At 72.2% G+C, this 19,631-nt stretch carries 17 protein-coding genes; 10 read left to right on the forward strand and 7 right to left on the reverse strand.

The window, feature by feature from the left end:
* Positions 1 to 141 precede the first annotated feature (141 nt).
* From AB0C26_RS44865 to AB0C26_RS44880, 4 genes are all read left to right on the forward strand, one after another.
* Positions 142 to 2,937 (forward strand): glycosyl hydrolase, encoded by a 2,796-nt coding sequence (locus AB0C26_RS44865; protein ID WP_360261058.1) that lies wholly within the window; start codon positions 142 to 144, stop codon positions 2,935 to 2,937.
* A gap of 298 nt (positions 2,938 to 3,235) precedes the next feature.
* Complete coding sequence (locus tag AB0C26_RS44870) at positions 3,236 to 3,427, forward strand: hypothetical protein (protein ID WP_360261061.1); 192 nt, start codon at positions 3,236 to 3,238, stop codon at positions 3,425 to 3,427.
* 113 nt (positions 3,428 to 3,540) lie between these two features.
* Positions 3,541 to 4,647, forward strand: coding sequence for a hypothetical protein (locus AB0C26_RS44875; protein ID WP_360261063.1), 1,107 nt, complete (start codon positions 3,541 to 3,543; stop codon positions 4,645 to 4,647).
* Positions 4,648 to 4,663: 16 nt separating this feature from the next.
* On the forward strand, positions 4,664 to 5,215 hold the full coding sequence (locus AB0C26_RS44880) for a GNAT family N-acetyltransferase (protein ID WP_360261066.1): 552 nt from the start codon (positions 4,664 to 4,666) through the stop codon (positions 5,213 to 5,215).
* Here AB0C26_RS44880 and AB0C26_RS44885 read toward each other — a convergent pair.
* Positions 5,208 to 6,518: an SGNH/GDSL hydrolase family protein gene (locus AB0C26_RS44885; RefSeq protein WP_360261069.1), complete on the reverse strand. Its 1,311-nt coding sequence runs from the start codon at positions 6,516 to 6,518 to the stop codon at positions 5,208 to 5,210. The genes AB0C26_RS44880 and AB0C26_RS44885 overlap by 8 nt on opposite strands.
* Before the next feature lie 110 nt (positions 6,519 to 6,628).
* Here AB0C26_RS44885 and AB0C26_RS44890 point away from each other — a divergent pair, with 110 nt between their 5' ends.
* The 4 genes from AB0C26_RS44890 (at position 6,629) to AB0C26_RS44905 (ending at position 11,143) form a co-directional block, all read left to right on the forward strand.
* Entirely contained in the window at positions 6,629 to 7,810 is a 1,182-nt protein-coding gene (locus tag AB0C26_RS44890; RefSeq protein WP_360261071.1) for a helix-turn-helix transcriptional regulator, read from the forward strand.
* Between the two features lie 54 nt (positions 7,811 to 7,864).
* Positions 7,865 to 8,518, forward strand: a complete 654-nt coding sequence (locus AB0C26_RS44895) for a PhoU domain-containing protein (protein WP_360261072.1) — start codon at positions 7,865 to 7,867, stop codon at positions 8,516 to 8,518.
* A 240-nt stretch (positions 8,519 to 8,758) separates the two neighbouring features.
* The gene (locus AB0C26_RS44900; RefSeq protein WP_360261074.1) at positions 8,759 to 10,816 is read left to right on the forward strand and encodes a M1 family aminopeptidase; all 2,058 of its coding nucleotides are present in this window, start codon (positions 8,759 to 8,761) and stop codon (positions 10,814 to 10,816) included.
* A gap of 18 nt (positions 10,817 to 10,834) precedes the next feature.
* Entirely contained in the window at positions 10,835 to 11,143 is a 309-nt protein-coding gene (locus AB0C26_RS44905; protein WP_360261076.1) for a hypothetical protein, read from the forward strand.
* Here AB0C26_RS44905 and AB0C26_RS44910 read toward each other — a convergent pair.
* Both AB0C26_RS44910 and AB0C26_RS44915 read right to left on the reverse strand, forming a co-directional pair.
* A complete protein-coding gene (locus AB0C26_RS44910; RefSeq protein ID WP_360261078.1) occupies positions 11,088 to 11,690 on the reverse strand; it encodes a DUF402 domain-containing protein in 603 nt (200 codons plus the stop codon). The two genes, AB0C26_RS44905 and AB0C26_RS44910, sit on opposite strands and share 56 nt — an antisense overlap.
* A 42-nt stretch (positions 11,691 to 11,732) precedes the next feature.
* Positions 11,733 to 12,860, reverse strand: coding sequence for an NAD(P)/FAD-dependent oxidoreductase (locus AB0C26_RS44915; RefSeq protein WP_360261080.1), 1,128 nt, complete (start codon positions 12,858 to 12,860; stop codon positions 11,733 to 11,735).
* A gap of 96 nt (positions 12,861 to 12,956) precedes the next feature.
* On the opposite strand from AB0C26_RS44915, the gene AB0C26_RS44920 reads away from it, so the two are divergent.
* Positions 12,957 to 13,544 carry a TetR family transcriptional regulator gene (locus AB0C26_RS44920; RefSeq protein WP_360261082.1) on the forward strand — a complete coding sequence of 196 codons (588 nt, stop codon included), beginning with the start codon at positions 12,957 to 12,959 and terminating at the stop codon, positions 13,542 to 13,544.
* 43 nt (positions 13,545 to 13,587) lie between these two features.
* Positions 13,588 to 16,335 carry an AAA family ATPase gene (locus AB0C26_RS44925; protein WP_360261084.1) on the forward strand — a complete coding sequence of 916 codons (2,748 nt, stop codon included), beginning with the start codon at positions 13,588 to 13,590 and terminating at the stop codon, positions 16,333 to 16,335.
* 17 nt (positions 16,336 to 16,352) lie between these two features.
* On the opposite strand, the gene AB0C26_RS44930 is transcribed toward AB0C26_RS44925, so the two are convergent.
* The 4 genes from AB0C26_RS44930 to AB0C26_RS44945 all read right to left on the reverse strand — a co-directional run.
* Positions 16,353 to 17,054 (reverse strand): peptidase, encoded by a 702-nt coding sequence (locus AB0C26_RS44930; protein ID WP_360261086.1) that lies wholly within the window; start codon positions 17,052 to 17,054, stop codon positions 16,353 to 16,355.
* Positions 17,054 to 18,247, reverse strand: a complete 1,194-nt coding sequence (locus AB0C26_RS44935; protein WP_360261097.1) for a VWA domain-containing protein — start codon at positions 18,245 to 18,247, stop codon at positions 17,054 to 17,056. Before AB0C26_RS44935 ends, AB0C26_RS44930 begins: the two co-directional genes overlap by 1 nt.
* A gap of 442 nt (positions 18,248 to 18,689) precedes the next feature.
* Positions 18,690 to 19,019, reverse strand: coding sequence for a transposase (locus tag AB0C26_RS44940; protein ID WP_360261088.1), 330 nt, complete (start codon positions 19,017 to 19,019; stop codon positions 18,690 to 18,692).
* Between the two features lie 512 nt (positions 19,020 to 19,531).
* Positions 19,532 to 19,631, reverse strand: a 100-nt coding sequence (locus AB0C26_RS44945; protein ID WP_139338182.1) for an integrase core domain-containing protein, incomplete at its 5' end; no start/stop codon positions are given.

Raw genomic sequence — 19,631 nt, forward strand, 5'->3', positions numbered from 1 at the left:
CATCTTCCATCGCGGCCCCCGATTGTTCACCCTCGGGATGCATGACATTGACGAACTTCCCTGCCCCGGTTAGCCTTCCGGGACTCGGAGAGCGCTCTCTCCCCCGTTCGCGCCTCCGGGAATCCCCAAGGAGGCCCGTCCATGACACGACCTCGTCCCCCCAGAGGGCTCGCCGCCCTGCTCGCTCTGGTCACGGCCGGCGGCGTCGCCGTGCTCACTGAAGCCGCGCACACCGAAAGCGCGTCGGCCGCCCCGGTCGGCGCCGGCAGCTACACCGAAACCCTCCCGGCCGGGCGCAGCCTGCCCACCGGCTGCGGCTCGATCTCCACCAACCCCCGGCAGTACGTGACCGGCAACGCCCCGGCCGGCCCCGTACCCACCAACGACTGGTGGTCCTCGCTGCTGTTCAAACGGGTCGACTGCCAGTTCTCGACGCCGCTGTTCGCCGGCCCCGCCGCCTACCAGCCCGGCGCCGGCGGGATGGGCCTGTCCTACCAGACCGACGCCGCGATCAGCGGCTCCGCCACCGGAACCGGCGAATACCACTACCCGTACGCGGAACACGTGCGCGTCGGCGTCGACGGCCTCACCGCCGGCCAGGCCCTGGTCGACGACTGGAGCGACTGGACGGTCAGCACCCTGCTCAGCGGCGGCGGCCGCACCCTGCGGGCCACCATCGGCCGCGGCCTGCCCCTGTCGTACTACCAGGTGACCGGCGGCGACGCCGTCCTGACCATCGCCGGCCCGCCCACCGCCTGGTCGAACAGCGGCAACCGGATCGGCTTCTCGATCGGCGGCCACGACTACGTCGCCTGGGCGCCCACCGGGGCCACCTGGTCGCTGAGCGGCACCACCATCCGCTCCAGCCTGGCCGGTCGCGGCTACCTCTCGGTGGCCGTTCTGCCCACCACGAGCGGGACCAGCACGGCCGACAAGATCGCGCTGGCCGACCGCTTCACCCCGTACGCGCACAACCACGTCACCGGCAGCCGCCTCTCGTACTCCTACAACCAGAACAACGGCACGGTCACTTCGACGTACGCCGTGACGACCACCGCCCGCGAGGGCGGCGGCACCGGCACGGTGATCGCGCTCTACCCCCATCAGTGGCGGTACCTGACCGGCTCGACACCGCTCGCACCGACCTACGTCTCACCCCGGGGTGCCATGCGCATCGTCACCGGCGGCCAGTTCAGTACGTCGATGACGTACACCGGGGTGCTCCCGGAGATCCCCGCGGCCGGCGACTCCGCGGGGGCCGACCTCACCACGATCACGACCTATCTCACGAACGAGCTGACCAACCCGGCTGACTTCCGCGGCGACGACACGTACTGGACGGGAAAGGGTCTCGGCCGGGCCGCGAGAATCGCGGAGATCGCCGACCAGCTGAACCTGACGGCCGTGCGCGACTCGGCGCTGAACGTCATCCGGACGCGGCTCACCGACTGGTTCACCGCGACGGCCGGCAAGACGTCACGGGTGTTCTACTACGACCGCGACTGGGGCACGCTGATCGGCTATCCGGCCTCGTACGGCTCCGACCAGGAACTCAACGACCATCACTTCCACTACGGCTACTTCGTGGCGGCGGCGGCCACCCTCGCCAAGTTCGATCCGGCCTGGGCTTCCAACGCCCGGTACGGCGGCATGGTCGACCTGCTGATCCGGGACGCCAACAACTACGACCGCGCCGACAGCCGCTTCCCGTACCTGCGCGACTTCGACATCTACGAGGGACACGACTGGGCGTCCGGGCACGGCTCGTTCGGCGCCGGCAACAACCAGGAGTCCTCGTCGGAGGGGCAGAACTTCGCCAACGCGCTGATCCAGTGGGGCCAGGCCACAGGCAACACGGCGGTCCGCGACGCCGGCGTCTGGATCTACACGACCCAGGCCGCGGCGATAAACGAATACTGGTTCGACGTACGCGGTGAGAACTTCCCGGCGAACTGGGGCCACAACTACTCGGCCATCGTGTGGGGCTCGGGCGGCGCGTACGCGACCTGGTTCTCCGGCGAACACGAGATGATCGTCGGCATCAACATGCTCCCGATCACCGGCGGCCAGTTCTACCTGGGCGACCATCCGGCGGCGGTCCGGGGCACGTACGCCGAACTGGTCCGCAACAACGGCGGCGAACCCACCCTGTGGCGCGACATGCTCTGGCAGTACCTGGCCCTGGGCGACCCCGACGGCGCGCTGTCACGGTTCCGGGCCGACCCGTCGTACACCCCGGAGGAGGGCGAGAGCAAGGCGCACACCTTCCACTGGATCCGCAACCTGGCGGCGCTCGGCCAGGTCGACACCACGGTCACGGCCAACCACCCCTTGGCCAAGGTCTTCGTCAAAAACGGGGCCAGGACGTACGTGGCCTCGAACATCACCAACGCCGCACAAACCGTCACGTTCTCCGACGGCCGAACCTTGTCGCTGCCACCCGGCCGCACGGTGGCCGGCGGCGCGGCGAACTGGTCGGGCGGCAACGCCGGCGGCACCCGCACCGACCCGCCCCCGACCGACCCGCCCCCGACCGGCTGCGGCACCGGCACCCTGGCCTCCCAGGGCCGCCCGGCCACCGCGTCCTCGACGGAGTCGGCCGCCTTCCCCGCCACCAACGTGGTCGACGGCGACACGGGAACCCGCTGGTCGTCCGCCTTCACCGACCCGCAGTGGGTCCAGATCGACCTGGGCACCGCACGCACCCTGACTCGCGCGGAACTCACCTGGGAGGCGGCCCACGCCCGCTCCTACCGCATCGAAACCTCCGCAAACGGCACCACGTGGACCCCGGCCGTCACGGTGACCGGCACCGGAGCGGGCGGCCAGACGACACACGCCCTCAGCGGCACCGCCCGCTACATCCGCATGTTCGGCACCGAACGAGCCACTCCATACGGCTACTCCCTCTGGGAGTTCCGCGTCTACACCTGCTGACCCCCACCGGCCCCGCCCCCACCTCCACGGCGGCGGGGCCGTGTTTTCCCTGGGCTTCCGCCGTCCCTGGGCCTCCGCCTTCGCTGGGACTCCGCCTTCCCTGAGACTCCGCCCTTCGCTAGAACTCTGCCTTCGCTGGGATGTGCGTCTTTGGAACGCCGCCTCTCCCAGGACCATGTCGTCCCGCAGGTCCAGTCGAACCGGCTGGTGGTGGGCTCGATGCAGCCCGAGAGCTCGTCGACGCCTTCCCAGCCCGAGCGCGCGCCGCTATGAGGAGTGCGAAGTTTTCGCCTCTTTTGTGGACAATATTGGATCATCCGGCGTGGGCGGCGTGGGCGGCGTGGGCGGCGTGGGCGGCGTGGGCGGCGTGGGCGGCGTGGGCGGCGTGGGCGGCGTGGGCGGCTGGAATCTGGTCGTGATGGTCGTCGCGGCTGTCGCGGCTGTCGCGGCTGTCGCGGCTGTCGCGGCTGAGGGCGGGAGGGGCCGCTAGGGTGGCCCGGCCGGGATCGCGGTCGTCATGGCAGCCTTGCCGAGGCGATTCCGGCAATCGGAGGCGACGACATGACCGGCTGGTCGGCGATGGCGGGTACCCACGATTTCGTCGTGCCTGACGACACGCGCGCCCGCGAGTTGGCTCAAGCGCTGTCGCTGCACGGTTTCGCCTACGTCGCCGCTCGGCCGTCGACCGGGGGATGGAGGGTGAGCGCCGTCGACGAAGGGCCGTATCCGGTCGACGTGACCGGACATCGGATGATCGACGCGGTCGGGCGGGCCGCCGCCGACATCGCCCGCCGGTACGGCGGCTATCCGGAGGGCGGCAGCCGCTGCGACGTGAGCCTGGTGCGGATCCTCCACGGTCCCGCCGCGCCGATCGTACTCACCAACCCCGGCGCACGGCCCCCGGCGCCCACCATCGTTGTCGTCGAGCCGCCGCCGTCCGCACCTCTCTCCCTGATCCCCGACCACGCTGAGGACACGCCCATCGACGTGTCCGGCCTCGACGGGATCCCCTGGGCGGAGCTCTCCCACGCCCACGGCAGCGCCGAGGGCATCCCCGACTTGCTGCGGGCTTTGTCCGACCCTTTCGGCGACTGGGACCAGACCTTGGACGAGCTGCTCGGAGACGACCTTCTGCACCAGGGCACCTGCTACTCGGCCACCCCGCCCGCGCTGCCTTTCCTCGCGCGCATGATCACTTCTGGGGCGCTGCCCGCCAAGCAACGGCTCGATCTCTGCGTGTGGTTGCTGGTCGCCGCTGACCGGTGGGCCGACGGCCTGCTCGCCGACGCCGACCGCGCTGCCGCCGAGGGGCGTCCGCCCCGGCCGGCGACCTGGAGCCTGGACGTTCACTTCGCCGTTGACGAGCTGGTGCCGGCGTTGCTCACCCGTTGGGAGACCGAGCCGCCGGCGGTGAGGTTCGCGCTGGCCTGCCTGGCCGCCCTGTTTCCCCACCACGGGCGCCGGATCGGCGATCAGATCACCAGCATGGCGTACGAGCTCGACGGCACCCGACCGGGCGCCTACCTGCGGCTCGCCGATGCGCTGGTGCGGACCCGCGACGGCCAGGCCCTCGACGCGGCGGCGGACATCGTCGCGTGGGACGAGAGCCACGACCCCGACTGGCTGAACGCGCCCGATCTGACCGTCGCGGTCAGGACGGGACACGTCCTCGCCGAAGGAGCACTGCGCGTTCTCAGCGACACCGATTGATCCGATACGCCGGCCGGTGGTTGGCATATTCGGTGGCCTCGGTGTCCTCGACCAGGGCAAGGTCGGCGACGTGGTGACGGTGCGAAGGTTTCGGGGTGGGGACGCCCGGGTGCTGTGGGCGTTGAACGCTCTGCCGAACATCGGCCGGACGGCGGATCCGGCCGTGCCGGTTCCGTTGCCGCCGGCGGCCGGGCCGCCGGCCGCGTTTTCCGACCTGGCCGACATCGAAGCGGGCTTCCTGACGGTGGGCGGCGAGTTTCTGGTCGTGGAGCTGGACGGGAACCTCGTCGGCATGGGCGGCTACCGGCCGGACGGTGAGGGCGGCGCCGAGATCCTGCGGGTGCGGGTGCATCCGGCTCTGCGGCGGCGGGGGATCGGGCGGGCCCTGATGGGCGCGCTGGAACGGTGTGCGGCCGGCGACGGGTTGCGGTCGGCGCGCCTGGACACGGCGACCAACCAGCCCGAGGCCATGGCGTTCTACCAAGGCCTCGGCTACCGCGAGACCGGCCGCGAACACCGGCCGGAGTGGACGTGGACGCTGGTGTACTACGTCAAGGCGCTCACCTGAGGGCGGGGACCCGGGCCAGGCGTTCGAGCTGGGCCACGTCGATGGCGCCGGCCATGGCCAGGAAGCCGGCGCGGTTGGGGTGCAGGTGGTCGCCGGGGCCGCCGACGCTGCTGTTGGTGTCGTACGCGGGGAGCAGGTGGCCGGGGCGGGCCGGGTCCTCGGTGACCGCGGCGAAGTCGGCCACGCCGTCGAACTGGCCGCTCGTTCGGATGAAGTTGTTGACGGCTCGGCGTTCGGCGTCGGTCTCCGGGGTGCCGTAGAGGCCGAACTCGGTGCCCGCGGACGGGGTCAGCGTGGCGCCTACGATCTTGATGCCGCGGGCGTGCACCCGCTGGATGATCTCTTTGTAGCCGGCGATCACCTGGTCCGCCGTGGCGCCTCCGCCGCCGAGGTCGTTGATGCCCTCGAGCAGGATCATGACGCGGGCGCCGGGGCGGTTGATCACGTCGCGGTCGAGCCGGTCCAGGGCGGGCGGTCCGTCGCAGGGGGTGCAGCCTCCCGGCGTACGGCCGATGCGGGTGACCATGTTGCCGCCGATCGCCTCGGTCACCACGCGCAGGTCGCTGTGTGCCAGCTCGAGGCGGCGTTGCAGGACGTCGGGCCACCGGTCGCTGCCGTTGATGGTGGAGAAGAACCCGTCGGTGATGGAGTCGCCGAAGGCCACCACCGTGGCCGTGTCCCGGCTCTGGACCAGCACCTCGGAGAGGAAGAACCACGACGTCGTCGTGTACGGGAAGGCCAGGTCGGCGACGTCGGCCGTGTGGTCGCCGGCGTTCGGGCCGGTCAGGTACGACGTGGTGAACGAGGCCGCGTGCCACGTCATGGGTCCGCTCGCGCCGGCCACGTGCACGCTCACCGCGAGGCGCTGCGCCCGCGCGTCGGTCACCCGTACCGCGACCGGGTCGCTCAGCACCGTCCGTCCGGCCGGGACGGTGACTGATCGCCGGCCGTCGAAGGACAGCGGCCGGTTGGTGCCGGGGGCGAGGTTGGCGCCGCTGGACTGCAGGCCGGCGTACGCGTTGCGGAAGGTGACCGGCTTGGTGCCGTACTCGTTGGTCAGCCGTACCCGCCAGCTCGTGCCGGCCGAGTTCGGCGCCACGATCAGGCGCAGGGTCTGGTTCTCGGCCTGGTTGCCGGGCAGGACGGTGGTCAGGTCGGGCTGGCCGACCGCGTAACCGTCGGGGTAGGCGCCCTGCGCCGAGGCGGTCCACGCGCCGGCCCAGCTCCGGGGCTGATGAGCGCTGGCCGCCACCGGCGTCAGCAGGACGAGGGCGATCGAGGCGATTGCGGTTCTCCGGAGCATGCCACTCTCCGTTCATCGATAGTCATCGCTATCATGCGCGGCCCTGTGCGCCGGGACAAGGTGGTACGGGGATGTACCGCACCCGCGGCGGGCCGGGCTACGGTCGGCGCATGGACGAGGTCGGTGAGCGGATCCGGGCGCGGCGGCTCGGGCGCGGGTGGAGCGTCCGGTACGCGGCGAGCCGGGCCGGCGTCTCGCACGCCACGTGGAGCCGGATCGAGCGGGGGCTGCAGACGGCCGACAACCGGATCACCCTCGGCGGCATCGCGGCCGCCCTCGAATGCTCGCCGGGCGATCTGGTGGGGGCGCCGGTCCCGGCCGCCGACCGGGAAGTGCTGGCCGCGGTGGCCGGGGCTCAGGCCGTACGGCAAGCTCTCATTGATGTTGATCTGACCGAGCCGAGCGACGGGATGGCGCCGCCGATCGGGCTGCTGGCCCGGACGGCCGACCTGGCCGAGTCGCTGTTGCAGGGGTGCGACTACGCCGGTGTCACCCGGGTCCTGCCCGGCCTGCTGCGTGACCTGCACGTGGAGACGGCCGGGCCGGACGCGAACCGGGCCCTGGCGCTGCTCTGCACCGTCGCCTCCACCGCGTCCTCGGTGCTGCGCGTACTCGAGTTGCCGGCCGACGCGTGGCTGGCCGCCGAACGCTGCCGGGAGGCCGCGGACGCCTGCGGCGATCCGGTTCTCCGGGGGTACGCGGCCTACACGCGGGCCAGCGCGGCCACGGTGGCCGGCTCCTGGCAGCGGGGCCTCACCCTGGCCGAGCGCGCGGCCGGCGAATTGCGGGGCCATCTGGCCCGGCCCGGCGCGGCCGCGGTGCTCGGGTGCCTGCACCTGGTGTGCGCGCTGGCCAGTCAGGGCGGCAAACGGCTGGACGAGAGCCGCGCCTGGTCAGCCGAGGCGGCCGAGCTGGCCCGGCGCACCGGCGAGACCACCACGCTCGGCCTCTACTTCGGGCCGACGAACGTCGGGCTGTGGCGGATCAGCATCGAGGGTGAGGACGGCGACCCCGGCCACGCCCTGGAGATCGCCCGCCAGGTCAGGCCGGCCGCCCTGCCGATCGGCCTGCGCCAGGTCTACTACTACGCCGACACGGCCCGCGCGCTGGCCGCCCTGCGCAAGGATCGCGAGGCCATCCGGCTGCTGCTCACCGCCGAGCGCATCGCCCCGCAGCACGTGCACCGCTCGGCCGAGGTGTTCCAGACCGTGCAGGAGCTGCTGGAACGCTCCCGCCGCCAGGCCGGCGGCGGGGAGCTGCGCGGCCTCAGCGCCCGCATGCAGGTCGCCTGAGACCCCACCGCCACCGTAGAGTCTCTGCGAAACGGAAACCGGCGGGAGCGGGCTGTGCGCGAGGATCTTCACGACGAGTTCGCCCGGGTGAGCGGCACCCTCGTCATCATGGCCCGGGCCGTCCGCGAGACGATGCGGCAGGCCGGGGCCGCGCTGCTGGCCGCCGACCCCACCCTGGCCCAGCAGGCGGTCGACCGCGGCGTCGAGATCGGTGTGCTGCACCGCGTGGCCGAGGACCGGGCGTACGACCTGGTCGCCGGGCGCCGTCCGGCCCCGGCCGGCCTGCGCATGGTGATCACCGCGGTGAACGTGGCGGCCGACCTGAAGCGGATGGGCGAGCTGGCCGTGCACGTCGCCCGCGCGACCCTGCGCCGTAACCCGGCGCCGGCGGTCACGCCCGAACTGGCCGGTCTGTTCCAGGCGATGAACGGGGTGGCCGACGAACTGGCCGGCAAGATCGTGGCCGCGCTGGCCGGGCGCGACGCCGTGCTGGCGGCCCAGCTCGACGGCGACGACGACGAGATGGACCGGCTGCACACCCGCCTGTTCAGCGTCATGCTCAGCCCCGAGTGGCCGCTGGGCGTGGAGGCCGCCATCGACGGCGCGCTGCTCGGCCGCTACTACGAGCGGTTCGCGGATCGCGCCGTCAACGTCGGCCGTCACGTCGTGGACCTGGCCGCCGATCCGGCCGGTGTCACGCGGGCGTGATGACGACCTTCAGGGCCGCGTGGGCGGCGGCGTTGCCGAAGACCCCGTACGCCTCGTCGATCTGATCGAAGGTGAACGAGTACCAGGGCGGCCGCGGTCGGCAACTTGGTGATCGCCGGAACCGGCACCCGGTCCCGGGCCGCCTGTCGCGTCATGCGACGCGCCCCTCTCGTAAGATCGGCTGAAGTCGATGACTGTTCGGCGGATGGGTGCCGCACGGTGGCGGCCTAGCGTGACGAAATGGCCCGTAGATTCGCGCTTGTCGTTGCTGCCGTGCTTGCTCTTCTGCTCTACGGTGCGCCTGCCCAGGCGCAGCCCACGTTCCGGCCCGGCGCGCCGGGCATCGGCGATCCGTATTTCCCGCTCGCCGGTAACGGTGGCTACGACGTGCGGCACTACGGGCTCGACCTGCGCTACACGCCGGGCGACGATCGCCTGGCCGGGACCGCCGACATCACGGCGCGGGCCACGCAGGACCTGTCGCGGTTCAACCTCGACTTCCACGGTCTTTCCGTACGGTCGGTGACCGTCGACGGCCGCCCGGCGCGGTGGACCCGCGGCGGCGACGAACTCACCGTCACCCCGGCGCGCGGGCTGCGCGCGGGCCGCGCCTTCACCGCGGTCGTCCGGTACGACGGTGTGCCCGGCCTCATCACCAACGAGAGCCTGGGCGACGGGGGCGTCTTCCACACCGACGACGGCATGGTCATCGTCGGTCAGCCGTTCGTGGCCTCCACCTGGTTCCCGGTCAACGACCACCCCCGCGACAAGGCCGCCTACACCGTGCGGGTGACCGTCCCGAAAGGGCTCGAGGCGGTGTCCAACGGCAAGCTGATCAGCCACACCACCCATGGCGCCTGGACCACCTGGCTGTGGGATGAGCGCGCGCCCATGGCGTCCTATCTGGCCACGGCTGATGTCGGCGAGTTCCGCACCACCTCGTACGTCAAGAACGGCCTGACGTTCTTCGACGCGATCGACCCGGACCTGTTCGTCCGCCCGCCCGCCCGCACCGGCTCGCACCTGGCCATCAGCGGGGTGGGCGAACCCGCGTACAAACGCCTCACCCGCACCGTCGATGTGCCCGCGGGCGGCGGCAAAGTGACCTTCTGGGTCAGCCGCGAAACCGAGACCGACTGGGACTACTTCTTCGTCGAGGCGCGCACCGCCGGCGGGGACGACTGGACCACGCTGCCCGACGCCAACGGGCACACCAGCACCGGCACCGGCAACCTGTGCGACTACGCGCCCGACGTCCACCCGTTCCTCGTGCGCTATCTGAACTGCTCGGGGAGCGGCACCGCGTCCTGGAACGGCGCCACGGGCGTCAGCGACGGCTACGAGCAGTGGTCGATCGACCTGTCGCGGTATGCCGGCAGGAGCGTCGAGCTTTCCCTGTCGTACGAGAACGACCCGTCGTACTCCCCGCCCGGCGTCTTCGTCGACGACATCGTGGTCTCGACCGGCCCGGGCACCACATCCTTCGAGCCCGACGGCAACCAGTTCGACGGCTGGACCCCGACCGGCCCGCCGCCCGGCACCGCGCCCGGCGCCGGCCCGTGGACGGCCGGCACCGTCGCCGACGAGCCCACCACCACCGGCGACCTGGCCGCCCGCTCCCTGGCCCGCGAGCCGGAGATCATCCAGTTCGAGTCCGGCCTCTTCGGCCCGTACCCCTTCAAATCCGCCGGAGGCATCGTCGACGACGTGGCCGGTCTGGGCTTCGCCCTGGAGAACCAGACCCGTCCCGTGTATGCCCGCGAGTTCTTCACCGATCCGGTCCGCGGCGACAGCGTTGTCGTGCACGAGCTGGCCCACCAGTGGTACGGCGACAGCCTGGCCCTCACGAACTGGAGCGACATCTGGCTCAACGAGGGCTTCGCCACCTACGCCGAGTGGCTGTGGAGCGAACACGAGGGCCGCGACACCGTCCAGCAGATCTTCGACGCCACGTACGCCGGCACACCGGCCGACGACCCGTTCTGGACCCTGCGCGTCGGCGACCCCGGCCCCGACAACCTTTTCGACGGCGCCGTGTACGACCGGGGCGCCATGACCCTGCACGCCCTGCGCCGGCGGATCGGCGACCCGGCGTTCTTCCGCCTGATCAAACAGTGGGCCACCACCCACGCCGGCGGCAACGTCACGACGGCCCAGTTCATCGCCTTGGCCGAACGCGTCTCCGGCCAGCAACTGGACGACCTGTTCACCGCCTGGCTCTACACCCCGTCCAAGCCCGCCGCCGTTGCGCCCACCGCGTCGTTCGCCGCCAAGACCTCGATCGCCCGGCGTTCCTGAGAGTGGCTGATCACTCGCTTGGACGGCGGTGACAACCTGGTCTGGGAGGCGCTGGTGATGCGCCTGGCCTTCCCGGAACAGTCGCCCGGACCGGACCGCGAGGAGCTGGCGCGGAACCCCGCCCTCAACGAGGTCGCCGTCGGCGCGCTGTTCGGGCTGCTGGACGAGTTCCTTCAGCGGCGCGCCAAGCACAACGGCGTGGCGAAGATCTTCGACGAGTATGGGAGCCGGCGGCGCCAATTGGGCCGGTCGGGCGGCGCGGCGACGGCTACTACGACGCCCAGTCCGATGGCAGCGGCAACGGTTCCCACCGCGGCGGTGGGGTGAAGGAACGCCAGTCGCCGATCGGGGCGGGCCAGTCGGCGAGGTTGTGGATGATGTCGTTGCCCTGGCGCCAGGCCGTGGCCAGCTCGTCGCGGGTGATGTGGCCGGCGGCCAGGGCGGCCTCCGCCTCGTCGATGTCCTTCCAGGTGGGCTCGCGGTCGGGGCTGATCCAGAGGTCCAGGTGCCAGTCGACGGAATCGATCCGGTCGCCGGCGCGGTGCTTGGGGGCCTCCAGGTTGATGTACCAGCCCGCGAAGTCGCCCTTCTCGTTCCAGAAATGCACCACCTGGAACGGCTCGTCGAGGGGGACGGCGCGCAGTACTCCGCCTCCCTGCCAGCGGCGCCGCGCGGTGGTCAGCGGAGCCGAGAATCGCGCGTCGAGCGGGAGGCTCCGCGGGTCGGCGCCGCCGGGCAGTGCCCAGTACATGATCTCGGTGTCCGGCGCGAGCCAGGCCACCACGCGGTCGCCGTCGTCCTCGACGACCCGCATGGGGAACGCCGCCTGTGGAGCGCCGTCGTGATACAGGTAGCGGAGCAGCACCGAACGCATGGGAGCATTCTCTGACCCGGCCGGGTGGCGGGTGACGGGTGGTCAGGGGCGGTCGGACAGTCCGGCCAGGCGGTGGGCCAGGCTGGAGCGGAAAGCCGGCACGCCGGCGAGGGCCGACAGGACGGCGTTGCGGAGCGGCCGGGCGGGGGCCGGGACGGTGGCCAGCCGGGTCAGGCCGCCGGCGAAGCGGACCACCTGCCGGGCCTCGCGGCGGCGGCCGGCGGCGTAGCGGTCGAGGGCGGCGTCCGAGCCGTCGACGAGGGCGTCCGACAGGGCCAGGGCGTCGCGCAGGCCCAGGTTCATGCCTTGGCCTCCGGCGGGGCTGTGCACGTGCCCGGCGTCGCCCGCCAGCAGGATCGGGCCGGCGCGGAAGGCGTCGGCGACCCGGTGGTGAACCCGGAAGCGGGAGCCCCACACGACCCCGGCCACCCGCGCCGGCTCGCGGGCCGGGCCGCGGGCGGAGAGGAGCGCCTGGGTGAACTCGGCGCCCGGTTGTTCGGGTGCGTCGTCGACGGCCGCCACGATGCGGACCGTGCCGTCGGGCAGCGGGGCCCAGACCAGCATGCCGGCGCGCGAGAAGTAGAGGACGACCTCGTCGCGCGGGGGCCCGCCGTCGACCTTGATGTCGGCCAGCGTGAAGGACTCGCCCGCGGGCGCCGGGCCGCCGAAGCCGATGCCGGCCAGGCGGCGGATGGTGCTGTTCATGCCGTCGGCGGCCACCACCCGGCGCGCTCTGATCCGGGCGCCGCCGGCGAACGTGGCGGTGGCGCCGTCGAGGCCGACCACCTCCCGGCCGCGGAGGACGGTGCCGCCGGCGGTGGTCAGGCGGTCGTTCAGGACGGCTTCCGTCGTTGACTGGGGGACCATCAACGCGTACGGGAACGGGGTGGCGAGCCCGTCGAAGTCGACCGGCACCAGTACCCGGTCGCGGTCGCGGATGGTGAAGCGCGGGGCCGGGACACCGGCCGCGACCAGTGGGGCCGCGGCGCCGACGCGGTCGAGGGCTTCGAGGGTGCGGGCGTGCACGACGGCGGCTCGGCTGGTGTGGGCGGCGCTCGCCGCCCGGTCGACGACGGTGACGTCGATTCCGTTGAGGGCCAGGGCCGTCGCGGTGGCCAGCCCGACCGGGCCGGCGCCGACGACCAGGACATCAGTGGTCGCGGGAAGCATGGTCTCACCTGCCAACATTTGTTTGCCAACATATGTTGGCAAAGGTAGCGCCGGTCGGACGGATAAGTCAACAGGCGTTGGCCTACAGTTGTGGGCATGAGTGCGGAACAGCCTCGCCGCTCCGACGGCACGCGAGCGGCCATTCTGAAAGCGGCCCGCGAGCGATTCGCCGCCGACGGCTACGAGCGGGCCACCATCCGGGCCATCGCGGCCGACGCGGCCATCGACCCTTCGATGGTGATGCGGTACTACGGCAGCAAGGAGCGCTTGTTCGCGGCCGCGGCCGAGTTCGATCTGCGCCTGCCGGCCCTCGAGGACGTACCGCCCGAGCAAGTGGCGACCGTCCTCGTCGGCCACTTCCTCGAGCGCTGGGAGGGCGACGAGACCCTGATGGCGCTTCTGCGGGCCGGTGTGACCAACCCCGCCGCGGCCGACCGGATGCGGGAGATCTTCGCCGCGCAGCTCGTGCCGGTCGCCGAGCGGCTTTCGCCCGATCGGCCGCGGATCCGCGCCGGGCTCGTCGCTTCGCAGATCCTCGGTCTCGCCCTGTGCCGTTACGTGCTGCGGCTTCCGCCCCTCGTGGCCATGGAAAGGGCCGAGCTGGTGGACTGGACCGCGCCCGCCGTGCGGCACTACCTGAGCGGCACAGTGGCGGAAGAGACCCAGGCCGGGTCCGGCGTGTGATCCGCCTTACGCACGATTCTCATCCCGGCGAAGCTCGGCGAGGATGATCCGGGTGGAGCTGCTGGGACGGCGCCAGGAATGCGAAACGATCGACCGGCTGATCGCCGCGGTGCGGACCGGGGAGAGTCGCGTCCTGGTCCTGCGCGGCGGGGCCGGCGTCGGCAAGACCGCGCTGCTCGAATACGCCCGCCGCGACCGGGCCGGGATGCGGGTGTTGCGGGCGGCCGGCGTCGAATCCGAGATGGAGCTGGCCTTCGCCGCCCTGCACCAGCTCTGCGGCCCGCTGCTCGACCTGCTGCCCCGGCTGCCCGAGGTGCAGCGCCACGCGCTCGAGACGGTGCTCGGCCTGCGCTCCGGCACCCCGCCCGACCGGTTCCTGGTCGGCCTGGCCGTGCTCAGTCTGCTCGCCGAGGCGTCCGAGAAGACCCCGCTGCTCTGCGTCGTCGACGACGCGCAGTGGCTCGACCGGGCCTCCGCCCAGACGCTCAGCTTCGTCGCCCGGCGGCTGCTGGCCGAGTCGGTGGCCCTGCTGTTCGCCAGCCGCGACCGCGAGCCGGCGCTGATCGGCCTGCCCGAGCTGGAGATCACCGGCCTGCGCGACGACGACGCCCACGCCCTGCTGAGCTCGCTGACCCACGCCGGGCTCGACCGGTCCATCCGCGACCGGATCGTGGCCGAGACCCGCGGCAACCCGCTGGCCCTGGTCGAGCTGCCGCGCGGGCTGTCGCTCACCCAGATCGCCGGCGGCCTGGGCCTGCTGCGATCCGGCGCGTCGCTGCCCGGGCACATCGAGCAGAGCTTCCTCAACCGGATCGGCGGCCTGTCCGAGGCGGCCCGGACCCTGCTGCTGATCGCGGCGGCCGAGCCGCTCGGCGATCCGGTGCTGCTGTGGGCGGCCGCCGAGCGGCTCGGCGTCGACCCGGCGGCGGCGCTGGCCGAGGGCACCGACGGGCTGCTCGCCATCGACGAGCGGGTCACCTTCCGGCATCCGCTCGTGCGCTCGGCCGTCTATCAGGCGGGCGAGCCGAGGCTGCGCCGGGCCGTGCACCTGGCCCTGGCCGAGGTCACCGACGAGACGACCGACCCGGACCGCCGGGCCTGGCACCGGGCGGCGGCCGCGCCCGGCCCGGACGAGGAGGTGGCGGCCGAGCTCGAACGGTCGGCCGGCCGGGCCCAGGCGCGCGGCGGGCAGGCCGCGGCGGCCGCCTTCCGGCAGCGGGCGGTGCAGCTCACCCTCGACCCCCGGCAGCGTGTCCGGCGGGCGCTGGCGGCGGCCGAGGCCACCCTGGCCGCCGGCGACTTCGAGGCCGCGAGCCGCTTCGCCGGCCTGGCCCGGCGCGACGCCGACGACGATTTCCCGCGGGCCCGGGCCGAGCTGATCCGTGGCCACATCGCGTTCTCCTCCGGCCGTACGCGCGAGGCGCCCCGAGCTTTGCTGACCGCGGCCCAGCGGCTCGAGCCGTACGACCTGGACCTGGCCCGTGAGACGTACCTGCTGGCCTGGGGCGCGGCCCTGATGGCGGGCGACCGGCCGACGCTGGAGGCGACCGCCCGGTCCACGGCGCTGCTGCCGCCGCGCGAGGGCGGGCCGCGCGCGCTCGACCTGGTCCTCGACGGCTACGCCGAACTGCTGATCGGCCGCCGGTCCGAGGCGGTGCGGCTGCTGCGCCGGGCCACGCCCCTGGTGATCGGCCTGCCGGTGGCCGACGCCATGCTGTGGGGGTGGGTGGCCAACGCCGTACCACCGTCGATCTGGGACGACGCCGCCATGTGCGCGCTCTCCGACCGTCAGGTCGAGGTCGTCCGGGCCGCCGGCGCGCTGGCCCACCTGCCGTTGGACCTGACCGCCGCGGGCATGGCGACCTCGTTCACCGGCGACCTCGAGCGGGCCGCCTCGCTCGCCGCCGAGGCCGAGACCGTGGCCGGCGCGCTGGGCCTGCCCCTCTCCCCGTTCGTCCGGCTGCGCCTGACCGCCCTGCGCGGCCGCGAACCGCAGGCGTCGGCACTGCTCGCACAGACGGTGGCCCGGGCCGAGGCGAAAGGCGAGGCGCTGGGCGTGGCGATCTCCCAGTGGTCGGCGGCGGTGCTGAACAACGGGCTGGGCCGGTTCGCCGAGGCGATGGCGGCGGCCCGGGTCGCCGCCGGCACCACCGTGATCTGGGTGGCCGAGTGGTCACTGCCCGAGCTGGTCGAGGCGGCCGTACGGGCGGGCGAGCTCGACGTCGCGAGAGAGGCGCTGGCCAGGCTGGCCGAGGTCACGGAGCCGTGCGACACCGACTGGGCGCAGGCCACGCTGGCCCGGTGCCGGGCCCTTCTGAGCGACGCGGCGGAGGCTCCAGCCCTTTTCCGTACGGCCATCGAGCACCTGGGGCGCACCGGCCTGCGCGCCGAGCTGGCCCGGGCCGAGCTGCTGTACGGCGAACGGCTGCGCGCCGACCGGCAGCCGGGCGAGGCCCGCGACCACCTTCGCACGGCACACGAGATGTTCGCCGCGATGGGATTGGAGGCGTTCGCGGAGCGCGCCCGGCGGGAGCTCCTGGGCACGGGCGAGGCGGTCCGCAAGCGTACCGGCGAAAGCTCCGTCCATGACGAACTGACCGCTCAGGAAAGGCAGATCGCGGTGCTGGCCCGGGACGGCTTCTCCAACCCCGAAGTGGGCGAGCGGCTGTTCCTGAGCCCGCGCACTGTCGAATGGCACCTGCGCAAGGTCTTCGCCAAGCTCGGCGTCACCTCCCGCCGCCAGCTGCGCGAAGCCCTCCCACGCGACCCGGCGAGCTCGCCCGGGCCGTAGCCCGGGCGAGCGGACGGTCAGGCCCGGCGCCGCCGGCGGGTGAACGAGAAGCCGACCAGGCCGGCGATCGCGGCCAGGACACCGCCGGCGGCCGTCCACACCCAGCGCGACGAGAACTCGGGCACGAAGTCCGACGCCTCACTCGGCGCCGCCGAAGCCGTCGGCGTGGGCACCTCGGTCACCACCCGGCCGGGCTGGTCGACCGGGTTCAGGGGAGCGGCCAGTTTGCCCTGGTCGGCGCCCGTGTCGCCGTTCTCGGCGGTGAGCGTCAGATCCACCTTCACCGGCAGGCCCAGATCCTGCTCGGGCAGCGCCGTCGACGACAGGCGCACGTAGTACGTACCGGGAAGAGGGTCCTGATCCGACGGCTCGGCCCACGAACGCACCTGCCGCAGCTTGCAGCCCAGGGCGACCTCGGTGGCATTGCCGGCCACGACCGGGCTCTGCTCCCCGGCCACACACGGCTGCCGGCGGCGCAGACCGTCGAAGACCTCGATCGTCCACGCCTGGTAGCCGTGCCGGTCGGCCGCCGGCGGCAGCGTGACCTTGGCGCTGAGCTCGGGCTGCTGCCCGGCGGTGGCCGGGAAAGACCAGTACAGGTAGTCGCCGGTGACCGCCGAGACCTGGACCGGTTTCGTGGCGTCGACCGGGGTCGCCGTCAAATAGGAGGTGCCGGCGCTGCCGGGCGCCAGAAGTAGCGCGGCGAGGATGATGGACATCAGTTCTCCCTCCAGGTGGCGACCCACCAGCGGGTCAGCCAGCCGGCCAGCACGCCGGCGATCAGTCCGGCCACGGCCAGAACCAGCAGAAGCAGCCAGCCGCGGCCCAGACCGGGAGCGTCCGGCGCGGTCGAGGCGGCGACGGTGTCGATGCTGAGCTCGAGCGGCATGCCGGGGGCGCCGGCCGAAGTGGCGGACGCGAACGAGTTGCTGACGATCAGGCAGACGGCGGCCGTCTCCTCGTCCTCGGCGAACGACCAGCGCAGCCCGGCCGAGATGACATCGGCCCGCCCGCTGGCGGCGTCCAGACCCCGTACCAGCTCACGGCCGTTCGGGGTCGCTGCTTTCAGGAGTACGCCGTAGTCCCGGTTCACGGGACGGTCGAGGGCCACACTGACCGAGGCCCGCAGCTCCTCACCGGCCCGCAACGGAACCCGGTAGTAACGGTGCTCGCCGATCCGCTCCCGGTCGCTGTAGACACCGGGGGACAGCACGGGCGCCTTGTCACACGACTCGGTGCCGGTGACCACGGCCGGCGTCACCGGCGGCGGCACGGCGGCCCGATCGACAAGCTGCTGAACCCGGTCGGTCAGTTCCTGCTCGCTCTGCGCCGAGGCGTAGGTGCCGCCGGTCGCGGTGGAGATGCAGACAAGCTGCTTGCGGGTCTTCTCGTCGGGGGTGAGACCGAGGGTGTCGACGACCAGCTTGGTGCCCTGGGCGGCGAGCTGGCGGGCAACAGCGCACGGGTCGGGCGGGGTGCAGGTGTCCTCGCCGTCGGTGATGAGAACGATGCGCCGGGCGCCTTCACCGGTGCCGAGGTCGTTGGCGGCGGCGCGCAGGGCCAGGCCGATGGGGGTGTAGCCGGTGGGTTTGAGGGCGGCGATCGCAGCCTTGGCGACGGTGGGGTCGACGGGGCCTACGGGGACGATCTGCTGGGTGTCGAGGCAGCCTTTCTTCTTGTCGTCGCCGGGGTAGGTGGCGCCCAGCACGCGGATGCCTAGCTGCGTGGTCTCGGGCAGGGCGTCTACTACCTGGCCGAAGGCCCGCTTGGCTACGGCGATCCTGGTTTGGCCGTCGATGTCCTTGGCGCGCATGGAGCCGCTGACGTCCAGGACCAGCTCCACTTGGGGGGCTACTTCGGTTTCGTCGGCCTGGGCGGGCGTTGCGCCCATTAACCAGGATGTAGCGATCATCCCGACTAATGCCAATATGGACAGTCTTTTATGGATCACGCGGCAAGATCATAAAGGCTTTGTTTCTGGGGGTGTGGTGGGGGGCTTGGTTGCGCTGGGACGGTTGAGGGCCGGGTGTGGCCGACCCTGACTGGCTGGGGAGCGCTTGACGTCTGGGTCGGCCACACCCGGCCCTCAACCTTGCGTGGGGTTTCGGTGCCGGCCAGTCGTGGGTTGGGGGCTGCTTGGTGGTACGAGGGGTGGGTGGTCACCTTGCGCCTGGGTGCGGGGTGGGGTTCGCTGCCGCGTGGGGGTTCGGGTGGGTGCGTTTGTCGGGCGGGCCTGCTGGGTGGGGGGCTGGGCGGCAATTCCAGGCCGGTTGCGCGGGTTTGTAGGGCAAGGCTTGCTGTACGCATCCTCGCCTTGCCTTCGTCTGCCCGGGCTTGCGCGTGGGTGACCTCGTCTAGGTTCTGTCTCGCGGATCATGTTCGTCGGGGACGGCGCGTAGCCAGTCGAGTATCTCAACCAGGTCGAGGGTGGCTTGATAGTTGACGCCGAGCTTGTCGAATCTGGTGGCCAGTCCGCGCCAGTGTTTGCGCCGGTTGAAGTCACGTTCGACCTGGTTGCGGTGCCGGTAGGCGCCGGGACCGAACGCAGGTGGCCGACCACCGTGCGAGCCTCGGCGTTTCCGGTTGGCGATCTGGTCGTTGGGCTCCGGGATTGTCGTGCGGATCCGCTTGCCGCGCAGGGCCTGCCGATTTACGCGTGACGAATACGCCTTGTCGCCGGTCACCGAGCTCGGCCGGGGTACGGGGCCGTCCGATTCCGCCGGGCCCGGCCACGCGGACCTGCTCGAGCAGGGCAATCAACTGCCGGGTGTCGGCTGCCCGGCCTGGCGTGATCAGCGTGGCCAGGGACCGGCCGCGCCCGTCGGCCAGGGTGTGGACCTTCGTGGTCAGCCCGCCGCGGGACCGGCCGATGCTTTCACGTGCCCGCGCTTCGGCAACGGTCAGCCCCAATGTCGTCGTCGAATTCGGCGAGTGCGATGACCTGGGCCTTCATCCGCGCCCACGTCCCGTCAGCGGCCTACCGGGTGCACACCGGAGACCTCGTGCCGGGCGTAGGGGCAGCGAGGCGACACGACCTGACCGGCATTCGTTGCTGTGCCGACCAAACTCCGAGTAGCGCGCGGCTCAAACAACACCGCGCCATGGCTACCAGGTACGACAACCTTGCCGTCCGCTACGAAGCCACCCTCACCATCGCCGCCGTCAACCAATGGCTCCACGCACTACGAAACACGGGCTAGGTGTGCTGTCCAGGGACGTTGGTCAACCTGGTGATGGGTGGTAGGCCACCGATTGCTGAGTGGGGTCGGTGGTGATTGTAGTGATGCAGGAAGGCC

This window comes from Actinoplanes sp. NPDC048796, from assembly GCF_040650035.1.
Taxonomy (GTDB): Bacteria; Actinomycetota; Actinomycetes; order Mycobacteriales; family Micromonosporaceae; genus Actinoplanes.

Excerpts from the sequence above, each read along its gene's own strand:
- AB0C26_RS44910 (WP_360261078.1), bottom strand. The coding sequence starts at position 11,690 with ATGCGTTCGGTGCTGCTCCGCTACCTGTATCACGACGGCGCTCCACAG.
- AB0C26_RS44935 (WP_360261097.1), bottom strand. The coding sequence starts at position 18,247 with ATGATCGCTACATCCTGGTTAATGGGCGCAACGCCCGCCCAGGCCGAC.
- AB0C26_RS44900 (WP_360261074.1), top strand. The coding sequence starts at position 8,759 with ATGGCCCGTAGATTCGCGCTTGTCGTTGCTGCCGTGCTTGCTCTTCTG.
- AB0C26_RS44925 (WP_360261084.1), top strand. The coding sequence starts at position 13,588 with ATGATCCGGGTGGAGCTGCTGGGACGGCGCCAGGAATGCGAAACGATC.
- AB0C26_RS44890 (WP_360261071.1), top strand. The coding sequence starts at position 6,629 with ATGGACGAGGTCGGTGAGCGGATCCGGGCGCGGCGGCTCGGGCGCGGG.
- AB0C26_RS44930 (WP_360261086.1), bottom strand. The coding sequence starts at position 17,054 with ATGTCCATCATCCTCGCCGCGCTACTTCTGGCGCCCGGCAGCGCCGGC.
- AB0C26_RS44915 (WP_360261080.1), bottom strand. The coding sequence starts at position 12,860 with ATGCTTCCCGCGACCACTGATGTCCTGGTCGTCGGCGCCGGCCCGGTC.
- AB0C26_RS44920 (WP_360261082.1), top strand. The coding sequence starts at position 12,957 with ATGAGTGCGGAACAGCCTCGCCGCTCCGACGGCACGCGAGCGGCCATT.
- AB0C26_RS44865 (WP_360261058.1), top strand. The coding sequence starts at position 142 with ATGACACGACCTCGTCCCCCCAGAGGGCTCGCCGCCCTGCTCGCTCTG.
- AB0C26_RS44885 (WP_360261069.1), bottom strand. The coding sequence starts at position 6,518 with ATGCTCCGGAGAACCGCAATCGCCTCGATCGCCCTCGTCCTGCTGACG.